At 70.6% G+C, this 14,637-nt stretch carries 10 protein-coding genes; 8 read left to right on the top strand and 2 right to left on the bottom strand.

Annotated elements, in window-relative coordinates; translation table 11 throughout:
* Positions 1-26 precede the first annotated feature (26 nt).
* The 3 genes from ACFYVJ_RS14130 to ACFYVJ_RS14120 all read left to right on the top strand — a co-directional run bounded on the left by ACFYVJ_RS14130 (position 27) and on the right by ACFYVJ_RS14120 (position 4,658).
* The gene (locus ACFYVJ_RS14130) at positions 27-2,285 is read left to right on the top strand and encodes an alpha-L-fucosidase (RefSeq protein WP_388890480.1); all 2,259 of its coding nucleotides are present in this window, start codon (positions 27-29) and stop codon (positions 2,283-2,285) included.
* A gap of 133 nt (positions 2,286-2,418) precedes the next feature.
* Positions 2,419-3,963, top strand: coding sequence for an alpha-L-fucosidase (locus ACFYVJ_RS14125; RefSeq protein WP_388890477.1), 1,545 nt, complete (start codon positions 2,419-2,421; stop codon positions 3,961-3,963).
* Entirely contained in the window at positions 3,960-4,658 is a 699-nt protein-coding gene (locus tag ACFYVJ_RS14120) for a discoidin domain-containing protein (RefSeq protein WP_388890475.1), read from the top strand. Before ACFYVJ_RS14125 ends, ACFYVJ_RS14120 begins: the two co-directional genes overlap by 4 nt.
* 61 nt (positions 4,659-4,719) lie before the next feature.
* Here ACFYVJ_RS14120 and ACFYVJ_RS14115 read toward each other — a convergent pair whose 3' ends face one another.
* Positions 4,720-6,702 carry a DUF5107 domain-containing protein gene (locus ACFYVJ_RS14115; RefSeq protein WP_388890473.1) on the bottom strand — a complete coding sequence of 661 codons (1,983 nt, stop codon included), beginning with the start codon at positions 6,700-6,702 and terminating at the stop codon, positions 4,720-4,722.
* A gap of 81 nt (positions 6,703-6,783) precedes the next feature.
* Positions 6,784-8,052, bottom strand: coding sequence for an ROK family protein (locus ACFYVJ_RS14110; protein ID WP_388890471.1), 1,269 nt, complete (start codon positions 8,050-8,052; stop codon positions 6,784-6,786).
* A gap of 244 nt (positions 8,053-8,296) precedes the next feature.
* On the opposite strand from ACFYVJ_RS14110, the gene ACFYVJ_RS14105 reads away from it, so the two are divergent.
* The 5 genes from ACFYVJ_RS14105 (at position 8,297) to ACFYVJ_RS14085 (ending at position 14,387) form a co-directional block, all read left to right on the top strand.
* On the top strand, positions 8,297-9,619 hold the full coding sequence (locus ACFYVJ_RS14105) for an ABC transporter substrate-binding protein (protein WP_388890469.1): 1,323 nt from the start codon (positions 8,297-8,299) through the stop codon (positions 9,617-9,619).
* A gap of 5 nt (positions 9,620-9,624) precedes the next feature.
* Positions 9,625-10,584, top strand: a complete 960-nt coding sequence (locus ACFYVJ_RS14100) for a carbohydrate ABC transporter permease (protein ID WP_388890466.1) — start codon at positions 9,625-9,627, stop codon at positions 10,582-10,584.
* Positions 10,585-10,593: 9 nt separating this feature from the next.
* Entirely contained in the window at positions 10,594-11,466 is an 873-nt protein-coding gene (locus tag ACFYVJ_RS14095) for a carbohydrate ABC transporter permease (RefSeq protein ID WP_388890464.1), read from the top strand.
* A gap of 68 nt (positions 11,467-11,534) precedes the next feature.
* Positions 11,535-13,478, top strand: a complete 1,944-nt coding sequence (locus tag ACFYVJ_RS14090; RefSeq protein ID WP_388890460.1) for a hypothetical protein — start codon at positions 11,535-11,537, stop codon at positions 13,476-13,478.
* Positions 13,479-13,493: 15 nt separating this feature from the next.
* A complete protein-coding gene (locus tag ACFYVJ_RS14085) occupies positions 13,494-14,387 on the top strand; it encodes a family 16 glycosylhydrolase (protein ID WP_388890457.1) in 894 nt (297 codons plus the stop codon).
* Positions 14,388-14,637: the final 250 nt, after the last annotated feature.

Below are 14,637 nucleotides of genomic sequence, written 5' to 3'. Positions count from 1 at the left end.
GCCGCCACCAGAGAAACGGAGTACCTGTGAGCAGGAAACGAACCGCCGCCGCCCTCGCGGCAGTTCTGGGCGCGGTGGCGCTGGGGATCCCCCCGGTCTCCGCCACCGCCGCACCCGAGCCGCCCGCCGCGCCCGCCGCACCCGCGGCGGGGGTGACGGACGACTACGAGCCGACCAGGGAGTCCCTGGAGCGGCACGAGTCGCCGCGCTGGTTCAACGACGCCAAGCTCGGCTACTTCATCCACTGGGGTCCGTACTCGGTGCCGGCCTGGGCGACGAAGGGCTCGTACGCCGAGTGGTACTGGAAGCACATGAACGAGACCGGCGGCCCCTGGTACCAGCACCACCGCCAGACGTACGGCGAGGACTTCTCCTACGACGACTTCGTCGAGCAGTGGAAGCCGGACAAGTTCGATCCGGAGGAGTGGCTGAAGCTCTTCGAGGACGGCGGCGCCAAGTACTTCAACCTCGTGTCCAAGCACCATGACGGCGTGGCGCTGTGGGACACGAAGACCACCGACCGCTCGACGGTGGCGCTCGGCCCGAAGCGCGACCTGGTCAGGGAACTCTTCGACGCGGCCGAGGACTCGCCGCTGAAGAAGGGCCTCTACTACTCGATGCCGGAGTGGTTCCACCCGGCGGGCGGCTGGACCCGCAACGGGCCCGTCAACCCGTACACCGGCGAGGAGATCCCGTACACCGGCTACAAGCCGGTCGGGGACTACGTCAAGGACCACCAGTACCCGCAGATGCGGGAGCTCATGAACGAGTTCGACCCCGACATCATGTGGTGCGACATCGGCGGCAAGAACAACAGCAACGAGTTCATGGCCGAGTACTTCAACCGGGCCAAGAACCGCGAGAACCCGAAGGAGGTGACCGTCAACGACCGCTGCGGCAACGGGGTCTCGGACTTCTCCACCCCGGAGTACCGCGTGGAGCCCGACATCAACCCGGAGAAGTGGGAGGCCACCCGCGGCATCGGCCGCTCCTTCGGCTACAACCAGCAGGAGGGCCCCGCCGACTACCTCACCTCGGACGCGCTCGTCGACGGTTTCGTCGACATCGTCAGCAAGAACGGCAACCTGCTGCTGAACGTCGGCCCCCGGGCCGACGGCTCCATCCCGGAGATCCAGGCCGAGCGGGTCCGCGACCTCGGCGCCTGGCTGAAGATCAACGGCGAGGCGGTCTACGGCACCACCTACTGGAGCCGCGCCGAGGACAAGGCCGCGAACGTGCCGGTGCGCTACACGGTCAAGGACGGCACGCTGTACGCCACCGCCCTGAAGTGGCCGGGTGCGAAGCTGACGCTCACCGGGGGCCTTCCGGTCACCGACGACACCACCGTCACGCTGCTGGGATCCGACGGCGCGCCACTGCCGTGGCAGCGTACGGACGACGGTTCCGTCGCCATCACCATGCCCGCGGCGGGGGAGTCCGCCACCGCGAGCAAGAACGCGTACACGTTCAAGATCAGCACGCCCGGGGTGCAGCAGGTCATGCGGACCAAGCTGAAGCTCCCGGAAGGGCCCGCGGAAGGCGTCCCGTTCGTCGCCGAGGCGGGTACGCCGTTCACGGCGAAGGCCGAGGTCACCAACCCCTCCGACCACCGGACGCGCGGCGGGAAGCTCTCCTTCGACACCCCGCCCGGCTGGACGGTGAGCACCCGGGAGGCACAGGTCAAGCCGCTGCCGCCGAACTCGACCCGGACCGTCGAGGTCTCGGTCACCGCCCCGCAGGACGTCGCGCCCGACCGCTACGACCTCGGCGCCACCTTCCGGACCGGACCCGTCGCGTACTCCTCGTCCGAGCAGTTGTGGGCCGGGATCACCTCGATCGAGAACGTCGCCAAGGGCAGGCCGGCCACGCAGAAGAGCACCCGCCTGGACGCCGCCGCCGGGCGGGCGGTCGACGGCAACACCAACGGCGCGTTCTTCGCGGGGTCCGTGACCCACACCGCGGAAGGCGGCGGTGCCGGGCCGTGGTGGCAGGTCGACCTGGAGAACCGGCAGAAGATCAGCGACGTCGCCGTGTGGAACCGCACCGACTGCTGCTCGGAACGGCTCGGAAAGTACTACGTGTTCGTCTCCGACACCCCGTTCACCGGGAACTCCGTTCAGGAGACCCTCGCCCAGCCGGGGGTGAAGGCGTACTACCGGGAGGACGTCGCGGGCGCCCCGACCCGCATTCCGGTGGACACCGAGGGACGCCACGTCCGCGTCCAGCTCACCTCGGGTGAGCCGCTGTCCCTGGCCGAAGTCCAGGTGTTCAGCCCCCGTTCCTGACCGCTCGCCCCTCCCCGCGAGCGGTATCCGAAGGCCCCGCCGGTACCTGCCCGTGCGCCCCCGCGCGGGCGGGGTGCCGGCGGGGCCAGGAGCCCGGGCACGACCCCTACCGACCGGAAGGAAAAGGAGCAGCATGACCGTACGCAGAGGAAGGCGGCACCGGCTCGTATGGCTGGGTGCCCTGAGCGCGCTGCTGGTGCAGGGAGCCGCGGTGCCGGCCGTGACGGCGGCACCCGCCCCCGTCGGCGGCGCGGCCGCGGAGGACGACTACGAGCCCACGCCCGAGTCGCTGAAGCAGCACCCGACACCGGGCTGGTTCGACGACGCCAAGCTGGGCTTCTTCATCCACTGGGGGCCGTACTCCGTACCGGCGTACGCCCCGAACAAGCACGGCGCGCCCTCGTACGCGGAGCACTACGTCCGCCTGCTGAACGAGAAGGGCAGCGACACCCACAACCGCCACAAGGAGGTCTACGGCCAGGACTACCCGTACGACCGCTTCATCGAGGACTGGAAGCCCGACAAGTTCGACCCCGAGGAGTGGCTGAAGCTCTTCGAGGACGGCGGCGGCAAGTACTTCAACCTCGTCACCAAGCACCACGACGGCGTCGCGCTGTGGGACACGAAGACCACCGGCCGCTCGACGGCCGCCCTCGGCCCGAAGCGCGACCTGGTCCGCGAACTGATGGACGCGGCCGAGGACTCGCCGCTGAAGAAGGGTCTCTACTACTCGATGATCGAGTGGTTCCACCCGGTCGGCGGCCAGATCCGCAAGGGGATGGCCAACCCGTACACCGGCGAGGAGATCCCGTACACCGGCTACAAGCCGGTCGGGGACTACGTCAAGGACCACCAGTACCCGCAGATGCGGGAGCTGATGAACGACTTCGACCCGGACATCGTCTGGTGCGACAGCAACGGTCCCAACATGGCCAACGAGTTCATGGCCGAGTACTACAACCGGGCCAAGAACCGGCCGGATCCGAAAGAAGTGGCCGTCAACGACCGCTGCGGCAACTGGATCGGTGACTTCGACACCCCCGAGTACACCGTCGAGCCGGACATCAACCCGGAGAAGTGGGAGGCGACCCGCGGCCTGGGCGGCTCCTTCGGCTACAACGCCGAGGAGACCCCCGAGGACCTGCTCTCCTCCGACGAACTCGTCGACAGCTTCGTCGACATCGTCAGCAAGAACGGCAACCTGCTGCTCAACCTCGGCCCCAAGGCCGACGGCTCCATCCCCGAGATGCAGGCGGAGCGGGTCCGCGACCTCGGTGCCTGGCTGGACGTCAACGGCGAGGCGGTCTACGGCACCACCTACTGGAACCACGCCGAGGACGACGGCAGCAACGTCCCCGTCCGCTACACCATGAAGGACGGTGCGCTCTACGCCACCGCCCTCGCCTGGCCGGGGGAGCGGCTGACCCTCTCCGGCGATCTGCCGCTGGAGCGGAACAGCTCGGTCCGGCTGCTGGGCTCCGCCGGCGGCAAGCTGGACTTCCGGCGCGCCGACGGGAAGGTGGACATCACCATGCCGGCGGGGGGCGCCGCGGCGACGACGAGCAAGCACGCCTACATCTTCAAGATCACCACACCGGGGGTCAACCACCTCCAGCGCATGAAGCTGGAGATGCCCCGGCCGAGCAGGGCGAGCCCGTCACCGCGAGCGTCACCGTGACGAACCCCGCGGGCAAGCCGGCCCCCGACGGCCGGATCAGCCTCGACGTGCCGGACGGATGGACCACGGAGCCGCGGCGCCAGACGGTCGGCGAGCTGGCGCCGCACGAGTCCCGTACGGTGAAGTTCACCGTACGGGCGCCGCAGGACGTCGATCCCCGGCGCTACCGCTTCACCGCACGCGCCCTCTTCGGGCGCGCCGCCTACGAGACCTCGGCGGTCATGTGGGGCGGGGTCGGCAGCTTCAAGAACGTCGCCCGCGGCAGGCCGGCCACGCAGAAGTCCGTCGCGTACGACGGGGTGCCCGCACGCGCCGTCGACGGCAACACCGACGGCGTCTGGGGCCGGCGGTCGGTCACCCACACCAGGGAGCCCGAGTCCCAGGCGTGGTGGCAGGTCGACCTGGGCGAGAGCCGCGACATCGCCGACGTCAACGTCTGGAACCGCACGGACTGCTGCGGCAGCCGGCTCAGCGCGTACTACGTGTTCGTCTCCGACACCCCGTTCACGGGCACGTCCGTCGAGGAGACCCTCGCCCAGCCGGGGGTGCGGGCGTACTACCAGCCGAAGGACGCTGGCACCCCGACCCGTATTTCGGCGGACACCTCGGGACGGTACGTCAGGGTCCAGTTGACCTCGCAGGACGCCCCGCTGTCGCTGGCGGAGGTGGAGGTCATGTCGGCCGTCCCCCGCTGATCAGAGTCCTGGGCGGTACGACGTCCTCCCCCGCCGCCGACGGGCGGCGGGGGAGGACCCTTCAGTCCGCCGCCGGGTGCAGCGTGAAGTCGTACGCCGGCGGGATCGCGGGAATCGGCACGCCGCGCGCCCGGCCCGCCACGTCCGTCGCCGCCTGCTGCTCCTGGTACTCCCGCCACAGGTCGCCGAGCGAGGTCTCGCCCTCCTGGATCGTGGGCACCTCGATCCCCTCGTCGAGCAGCGCGCCGCACCGGTCCGTCTCGCCCGCCGCCAGCGCGGCGCGCGCCTCCAGCAGCCGTACCCGGCCCGCCGCGCGCTGCCCGGCGCCGAGGGCGTCGACCACCGACAGGGCCAGCGCCGGCAGCCCGCCGCGGATCAGCACGTCCAGCAACTCACAGACGAGCGGCACGACATGGGGAGCGAGTTCGTGCGCCCGCAGATAGGAGTGGACGGCCGCGTCGGTCGCGCCCCTGCGGTCGGCGAGCGCGCCCAGGTTGCGGTACGCCCAGGCGTTCGGGCGCACCGCCACCGACGCCGACCACGCGGCCTCCGCGGCGACGAGGTCGCCCCCCGCCGTGTGCAGCACCCCCTGGTGCAGCAGCCCCAGCCAGTCCCTGGCCCCCGCGAGCAGCGGCGCCCAGCCCTGATCGGTCTCGTACGACACCGGGGGGACGGCCGGCGGGGTGTCAGGCATGGCGCCCACGGTGAGCAGGGCGAGCCACGGCGCCTGCTCGGGGCCGAGGGTGCCGTCGGGGAAGGGGGTGGCCGGCAGGCTCAGCGAGTCGTCGTCCGCTGCGAGCCGGCGGCGGCGCTCCAGCGCGCCCCAGCCGGAGCCGTGCGCCAGGATCTCGCGGGGCGGGGCGTCGATCCAGGCTGCGGCGCCGGCCAGCTCCGCCTCCAGCGCCTCCCGGGTGATCAGCGCGTCGAGGCCCGCCTCGGCCGCGGTCCTGGCGCCGGCCCAGTCGCCGTGCACCCGGGCGGGGTCCGCGCCGAGCAGCCCGTACGCCTCCACCCAGGTCCACTCCGCCCCGGCGGGCAGCGGCACGTGCTCCAACTGCGTACGGGCCAGGCCCGCCTGGATCTCCAGATAGGCCGTGTCCGGCCCGGAGAGCCACTCCTGCCAGCGCCGGCCGCCCGCGTGCCGGCCCCACAGGAACAGCTTCCGGCCGCGCAGCCGGTCGGTCGAGGTCTGCACCAGACCCTCGCCGCGCCCGTCCAGGGCGGCGATCCAGCGCCGCTGCCCGGGGGCGAGGTCGAAGAAGTAGTCCGCGGCGGCCTGCGCGCGGGCCGTCCGGGACCGGTCGAGCCCTTCGTGCTCCGGCACCGGGACGTGCCGCAGCACCTGGTCGTAGGAGAACTGCCAGGCACCGTCGGCCGGGGCCAGGACGCGGACGTCGGGCGCCTCCGCCACGGCGATGTTCGACCACCAGTACAGGGGCACTTCGTGGCTGTTGGGGTTGACGATCCGTACGTGGACGAGCAGTGTCTCGGAGTCGTCGGGCAGCGAGGCGTCGATCTGGAAGACGACGCGGCGCAGCCGCTCGAACTCGTACATGCGCAGCACCGGCGTGCCGTCCGGCCGCTCGGCGCGGACCGCATGCAGGGGCGCGCAGGTGGTGGGGGAGTGGCCGATCGTGCCGATGTTCCACTCCACCCCGCCGGCGACCCAGGCATTGCGCAGCGCGAGGTTCGCGGGCTGGAAGACCGGGTTGCGGAAGAGCAGTTCGCGGTCCGACGGCTTGTGGACCAGCGACCAGAGCCGGCCGCCGGTGTGTGGCAGGAAGGTGGCCCGCAGGATGTCGTTCTCCAGGATCGCGACCTGGTGTGCACGGGGTTCGCGGGCGCGGCCGTACCCGTCCTGGACGGTGTACGGCAGCACAGAGGAGAGCCTGCCGTAGGAGATGTTCCGCCGCATCTCGTCGTCCGCCGCGGACGCGTCGGCGACGGCGTGGGTGTCGAACCCGGTGAAGAGCGGCGGCAGCGGGTTCGCCGGCCCGGTCTCGGCGGTGGGCATCACCAGGGTGGACAGGCGCAGTTCACTCATATCGTCCCACTCGGGGTCATCGGAAGTCCTTACGTGGAGGGCCTTGCCGGGGAAAGGAGGATCTTCTGCGGATCACCGCGGTCACGCGGTGGTGACCGGCTCGGGCGCGTCCACCAGGGTGGGGTCCTGGAAGACGGAGTCCAGCACGAAGCGGGCGGCGCCCAGCGCCGCGGCGGAGAACCCCATGGGGGAGCGGACGACTTCGATCCCCGGGAACGTCGGCAGCATCGCGCGCTCGTCGAGCCGCTGCTTGACCACTGGGACGAAGTAGTCGCCGAAGAAGGCGAAGTACCCGCCCAGCACGATGATTTCGGGGTTGAGGATGTCGGCCAGGATGCTCACGCCGTGCGCGGCGCTCGCGGCGGTCTCCTCCAGCGCCGCCAGCGTGCGCGGGTCGCCGGCGCGGGCGCGGGCGAGCACGTCGGACATCCGCTCCTCCAGGTCGCCGGCGGCGTCCCGGACGGGGTCGCCCTCGTCGGCGACGCGCTCCAGCAGCGCGCCGAGACCGACGACGGTCTCCCAGCAGCCGGTCCGTCCGCAGCGGCACTGCCGGCCGGGGATGCCGAGGGCGGCGTGCCCGATCTCGCCCGCGAGGCTGGCATTGCCGCGCAGGAGCCGGCCGCGGGTGATGACGCTGCCGGCCACCCCCGCCTCGCCGGTGAGCAGCAGCAGTTCGGAGACGCCGCGCGCGGCGTACCTGGCGTGCTCGGCCACGGCGGCCAGCCGCGCGTCGTTGTCCACCTGGACCGCGGGCAGGGCCGCGGGGAGACGCTCGCCGAGCCGCCGGGGGACGTGGACGTCCTGCCAGCCGATGTTCGGCGCGAAGACCACGGTCCCCGCCTCGGCGTCGACCACGCCGGGGGTGGCCAGGCACATGCCGATCACCTGCACGCCCTGCGCCGCGACGGCCGCGGCGGCCTCCCGGATCACCCGGGCCAGGGCGTCCAGGGCGGCGTCCGCGCTCAGCTCCCGTACATCCACGGCGACGCGGGTGGTGAAGACCTCCGTGCCCCGGAGGTCCAAGGCCACCACGCCGATGTAGTCGGCGTTGACCTCGAGCCCGAGGGCGCAGATGGCGCTGCCGGCGACCTCCAGCGACTGCCCCGGGCGCCCGACGCCCTTGCTGCGGTCGGCCGCGCCCTCGCGGACGAGCCCGCGTTCGACCAGCTCGCCGATCAGGCTGGTCACGGTCGCCTTCGGCAGGCCGCTCTCCGCGGCGATCTGAGCGCGCGACCGGGCTCCGTGATCGCGCAGCAGCCGGAGCACCAGGCCCAGGTTGTTCCGCCGGACGGTCGCGATCTTGCTCGCGTCGACCGTCACGGTGGTCTTGGGACCCCCACTGACCTTCATGTACGTCCCTTCTTGCCTGCGAAAGGGTGCGGCCCGCCCGCTGATCAGGGCGGGTTCACCGGTGCGGCGCGCCTTCCGGCGATCCTCTCGCGCCGACCCTCTTGACTTCCACCAGGTTAGTTCAGACACTGCTCGAACTAACTTTGTTCAGCGTACAGCCGAATGAAGTCAGCACGCCAGGCAGGATTCGAGAGTCATCACGAGAGTGATCATCACCATGCCAAGAGTGTTCAGTTCGCGTCGTATGCCCGCTCTTCTCTCCGGGGCGTGCGCCCTCGCGGCGGCCGGGCTCCTGGGGGGCTGTCTCCCCGGCGGCTCCGGGGGAGACGGCGACAAGCTCGTCTACTGGTCCATGTGGAAGGAGGGCGAGCCGCAGCAGAAGGTGCTGCAGACCGCGCTCGACGCCTTCTCCGAGGACACCGGCATCGAGGTCGAGGTCCAGTGGTCGGGGCGCCAGGTGCTCCAGCAGGTCGTGCCCCGGCTGAACTCCGGCAACCCGCCGGACCTGACCGACCAGGACGGCAGCTCCCTGCACGCCATTCTGGGCGACGGCGCGCTCGGACTGGAGGACGTCTACGACTCGAAGGTCACCGGCGAGGCGAAGAAGGTCTCCGAGGTGATCCCCGCGGCCCTGGTGGGGTCCGCGCGGACCGAGGAGGGCCAGCCGATGGTCGTCCCGTACGAGGTCATCGGCTCGACCCTGTGGTTCAACGGCAAGAACCACCCCGATCTGCAGGGCGGCACCCAGCAGAGCTGGGGCGAGTTCACCGGGAACCTCGACCGGCTCAAGGACGAGGGCCGTACGCCGCTCGCCCTGGACGGGGACATCGCGGGATACGACGCGTACTGGATGACGTGGAGCATCGTCCGGCACGGCGGCGTCGGGCTGCTCAACGAGGCGTGCCGGGACGAGACCGGGAAGACCTGGGACGACCCCGCGTTCCTCGCGGCGGCCGAGGACATCGTCGAGCTGATCGAAGGGGGCTACTTCCCCCGGGACTTCAACGCCACCAAGTTCCCCGCGCAGCAGACCGCCTGGGCGGCGGGCACCGGCAAGACCGACTTCCTGCTCATGGGCACCTGGGCGCCCGGCGAGACCGGCGGCGCGCTGAAGAAGTCCGGCAAGGACGTGGCGTCCGTCATCGACTACCGCTCCATGAAGTACCCGGAGGTCGAGGGAGGCAAGGGCAACGACGCCACCCAGGCCGGGGTCATCGGGTTCTCCGTACCCGCGAAGGCCAGGAACGCCGACGCGGCCAAGGAGTTCATCCGGTACTTCCTCAACAAGGACCGGCTCACCCCCATCTCCACCGAGGCGGAGAACCTGACGCCGCGCACCGACATACCGGCGCCCCCGGCGCTCGCCGACTACAGCAAGGAGTACGCCGCGGCGGACGGGCAGTACTTCCAGCCCAACGACAACTGCGGCAGTGGCGCCGCCAGGTGGACGACCGACGTCTGGGAGCCCACCGTCGTCGACCTCTTCAACGGCAAGATCAAGGGCGCGGAGGAGTTCGTCGGCACGGTCCGGGACAAGACCGTCGAACTGTACGAGAACGACGGCTGACGCCCGTGGCGATCGTCACCGCACCCCCCGCGCGCCCCCGGCAGGCCGCAGCCGCCGCCCCGGCGGGCCGGAGCGCCCTGGGCACCCAGCAGCGCCGTCTCTACTGGGTCTTCCTGCTCCCCGCCCTCGCCGTCTATCTGGCCCTGTTCATCGCCCCCGCCGTCGTCGGCGTCTACGTGAGCTTCCAGCGCTGGCGCGGCACGGGCGACGAGATGAAGCCCGTCGGGTTCGACAACTACCGGCGGCTGTGGTCCGACGACGTCTTCAGGACCGCGTTCACCAACACGCTCCAGATCGTCGTCCTGTGCGGCATCGGCATCTTCACCCTCGCCTTCGCCATCACGGTCCTGCTGCGGCAGGCGAGGGCGAGGCGGACGCTGCGCACGCTGCTGTTCTTTCCGCACATCGTCTCGCCCATCGCCATCGGCGTGGCGCTCGGCCTGCTCCTCGCCCCCGAGGGCCTGGTCAACTCCACGCTCCGCGCGGTGGGGCTGGACGCCGCGGCGGCCAACTGGCTCAACCCCGACAACATCTTCCGCACCATCATGGTCGGCATCGTCTGGGTGACCACGGGCTTCTACGTGATCCTCCTGATGGCCGGCGTGGACCGGATCCCGCCCTACTACTACGAGGAGAGCGAACTCGCCGGCGCGAACGAGTTCCAGAAGTTCTGGCACGTGACCCTGCCGATGACCTGGGACGTGGTGTCCGTTGCCGCCGTCCTGTGGGTGATCAGCTCCGTGAAGATCTTCGAGTTCATCTACGCGTTCAGCGGCACCGGCGACGCGCCGCCGGTGTCCTCCCGGACCCTGACCATCCAGCAGTTCCTGGTCTCCACCGGCGGCCGTAACCCGTCGTACGAGCTCGGCTACGCCTGCGCCATGGGCGTGGTGATGGTCGTGCTCATCCTGCTGCTCGTGACCCTCCTGCGCCGCGTCATGCGCCGGGACCCGATCCAGTTCTGAGGGCCTTGAATGACCACCTCCCGCTCCCGCCGGGCCAACGGCCCGTTCCGGATCCTCGGCGTACCCGCCGTCTGGATCTGGGCGTGCTTCAACGTCTTCCTGCTCCTGTGGGTCGTGCTGACAGCCTTCAGGAACGGCTCGGAGATCTTCACCGAGCCCTTTGAACTGCCCCGCTCCCTCAGCCCGGAGAACTTCCGGGACGCCTGGAGTGCGTCGGACCTCGGCAGCGGGTTCGTCAACTCGGTCGTGGTGGTCGCCGCCGCCTCGCTGACCGTGATCGTGCTCAGCGCACCGGCCGCCTACGTCCTGGCCCGCGGCCGGCAGCGATCCAGCGAGTTCATCACGATGGTCTTTGTCATGGGCATGGGTATGCCGATGCAGTCCGTGATCATCCCGATCTTCGTGTGGATGCAGGAGATCAGCACCTACATGTACTCGGCCTTCGGCTGGTGGGACGAGCGGATCAGCCTCTACCTCATCTACGTCGCGTCCTCGCTGCCGTTCACCGTGTTCCTGCTCACCGGCTTCTTCCGGTCGCTGCCCGCGGAGCTGGAGGAGGCCGCCGCCCTGGACGGCTGCACCGGGTTCCGCACCTTCTACGCGGTCATGCTCCCGCTGGCCCGCCCCGGCATCACCACCGCGCTCATCCTGCTGGTCATCTCGCTGTGGAACGAGACCCTGCTGGCGCTGGTGCTCATCACGGACACGGAGATGTACACGCTGCCCCAGGCGCTGCTCGGCCTCTACGGAACCATGCAGTACACCTCCAACTGGGGCGGCCTCTTCGCCGGGATCGTGATCGTCGTCCTGCCCATCCTCGCCATCTACATATGGCTCGGCCGCCGCATCGTCGAAGGGCTGACCCTCGGCGTCGGCAAGTGAACCCTCACGAATTCGTTCATTCCCAACTGCCTTTTGCCTTTTGCGACTTGTGCAAGGAGATACCTCTCATGAACGACGCGTCCCGCAGATCCCTGCTCGTCGGCGGCGCAGCCCTCGCCTCCGCCGGTCTGGTCGGCACGGCCGGCGGCCAGGCGCAGGCCGCCGCGCCCGCCGGTACCGCGGTGGGCGGCCTGAAGGAACTCGCCGCCGCTCCCGCCTCGACGTCGAGGGTCGTGTTCACGTCCTCGTTCGAGGACTCCGACGAGGAGTGGTTCAACGGGTTCACCTCGTACGACAAGGCCGAGCACCGCACCGGCACCCAGTCGCTCAGGTACACCCGCGAGAACCCGTCGACCTACGTCTTCGCGACCAAGAAGATCCCGCACACCACCGACGACTACACGCCCGTCACCGTGTCGGCCTGGGTGAAGACCGCGGGGCTGGCGAACGGCGGCGCGTCCATCGCCATGGAGTGGTACGCCGAGGACGGCTGCTTCCTCGGCGGCGGCTACACCGGCGCGACGACCTCCGCGGACTGGACGCAGCTCGTCTGCGGCCCGCAGGCCGCCCCCGCGCGCGCCGCGTACATGAAGGCGGTCTTCTACCTCCAGCGCGGGACCACCGGCTCCGCGTGGATCGACGAGATGGTGGTCACCCGGCACGACCCGAAGCTGCTCCGCGCCACGCTCGCCTCCCCGGCGTACCGCGGGCTGCTGATGCCCGGCGAGCACCGCGAGATCGAGCTGCGGCTCGGCCTGTACCCGCCGGCCGGCACCGCGGCCGACGACTACCGCGTACGGATCGAGCTGACGGACGCCGCGGGCGAGCGGGTGCACACCCGGACCCTCTCGGGCGCGGCGGAACTCCGCTACACGTATCCGGCGGCACGGCTCGCCCACGGGGCGTACGAGCTGCGGATCAGTGCCCTCGGGCGTGGCGGTGAGCTGCTCCAGGAGAAGAAGATCGCGCTGCGCAGGCTCCGCGCCGCCGAGATGCCGAGCACCTACATCGACGCGCGCGGCCGCACCCGGCACAACGGCGAGCTGATCTTCCCCCTGGGCGCCTACAACGGCCCGACGACACTGCAGAACCTCGACGACCTGAAGTACGCCGCGTTCAACACCGTGCTGTCCTACCACGTCCCCAGCGCGGCGATCCTCGACGCGACCGCGGCGCGGGGGATGAAGACCCTCTTCACCCACCGCAACGCCGACGCGGCCGAGGTCGACAAGTACAAGGGCCACCCCTCCCTGCTCGGCTGGTACATCAACGACGAGACGCCGCCCGACACCGAGGGTCCCGTCGTCCGCCCCCGCTACGCCTCGGTCGTCGAGAACGACCACGACCACCCCGCGTACTCCGTCGACTACCGCGTCTGGGCCGGGGACGACACCCAGGAGGTCACCGACGTCTTCGGCACCGACAACTACCCCGTCAAGGGCAACCCGACCGACCTGACCGCCTCGGCGGTCTACACCTCCACCGCGGCGGCGCTGCGGGAGCGGCCGAACAGCGCGGTCTGGACCGTCATCCAGTTGCACAACCTCGGCAACTACGGCCACTTCGGCAACCGCGCCCCCAGCCTCGCCGAGGTGCGCAGCATGTCCTGGCAGGCCATCGTCGCCGGCGCGCAGGGCCTGACCTTCTACTCGCGCTTCGACATGGAGCGCGACGCCGCCGGCGAGACCTACCGGACCCTGCTCGACCGGGCCAAGGCCGTCGTCGAGCAGATCGGCGAACTCTCCCCGGTGATCCTCGCCGCCGAACGGGCGCCGCGGATCCGGGTGTTCCACCACGACGACCTGCGCTGGACGACCCGCCGCCACCGCGGCAGCGACTACCTGTTCGTCGTCAACGTCTCGACGGAGCCCCGGCCGGTGTCCTTCACCGCGCCCGGCGGCGACCACGCAGAGGTGCTCTTCGCCGGCCGCCGGGTCGACAGGACCAACGGCCGCTACAGCGACCGGCTCGACGGCATGGGAGTGGGGCTCTACCGCATCGGCAACGACTGAGAAGGAGTGGGAACCATGACCGGCAGAACCGTACGACGCACGCTCCGGCCCGCCTGGGTGCTGATCCCGGCGCTCGGCGTGACCACCGCGCTGCTGACCGCACCGGCAGCCCAGTCCGCACCGCAGGACCCGCGCAAGGCCGTGTGGCCGATGGTGGACCCGGCGACGCCGCACAACGCCAAGCCGGCCACCAAGAGCCGGGCGGAGACCCTGGTGTTCAGCGACGAGTTCAACAGCACCACGCTGAACTCCGCCAAGTGGACGGCACGGAACTGGCCTCGCAGCGGCGCCGTGGCGCCCGACACCTGGAGCTACGACCCGGCCAACGTCAGCATCAACAACACCGGGCAGCTCGAACTGAAGGTACGCAAGACCGGGGCGACCTCTTACACCGGCGCGCTCATCGACAGCGCCGGCAAGTTCGATTACGCCTTCGGCAGGCTCGAAGCCCGGGTCAGGTTCCCGCCCACCAACGGGCACCTGGGCGCGGTTTGGCTGCTGCCGAGCGGCGGCCTCGCGCCCGGCGGCCGATACGACGGCACCGCGCGCGACGGCGCCGAGATGGACCTCGCCGAGTCCAACTACCAGGCGGACAGGTACACGATCAGCCTGCACTGGGACAGCTTCAACCCGCCGCAGCACAGGCAGTCCTCGACGGTGGCCAACGCGCCGGGCATGCACTCCGGCTACCACAACATCGGCCTCGACTGGACCCCCACCCGGCTCCAGTTCACCTATGACGGCACGGTCGTGCGCACCGTCACCGACCCCAACCTGATCAGCCAGGTCAAGGAGTACCCGCTGCTGTCGCACGAGATCCTCGACCAGTGGGCCGACGGCTCCATCCACGACGAGATCTTCGACTCCAGGTCCAGCTACTGGGTCGACCACATCCGCATCTGGAAGTAAGGGACGACCCGACCCGATGGACAAGCCCACCGCGCATCCCCTCTCGCGCCGGAGGCTGGTCGCCTACGGCACCGCTCTCAGCGGTGCCGTAGGCATCCCCTCCCTCACGGCGCCCCCCGCGGCCGGGGCGCCGGCCCCCGCCCCGGGGCCCGGCCCCCCCCCCCCACAGGAAGAAAGCCCCCACGCGCGGCGGCCCCCCCCGGGGCGGGGGGCAAACCGGATCCCCCCCCACCAAACCGCGGGGGGAGGA

Origin of the sequence: Streptomyces sp. NPDC004134, from assembly GCF_042874195.1 — a bacterium.
GTDB lineage: Bacteria > Actinomycetota > Actinomycetes > Streptomycetales > Streptomycetaceae > Streptomyces.
This window is presented reverse-complemented; position numbering and strand designations above follow the sequence as displayed.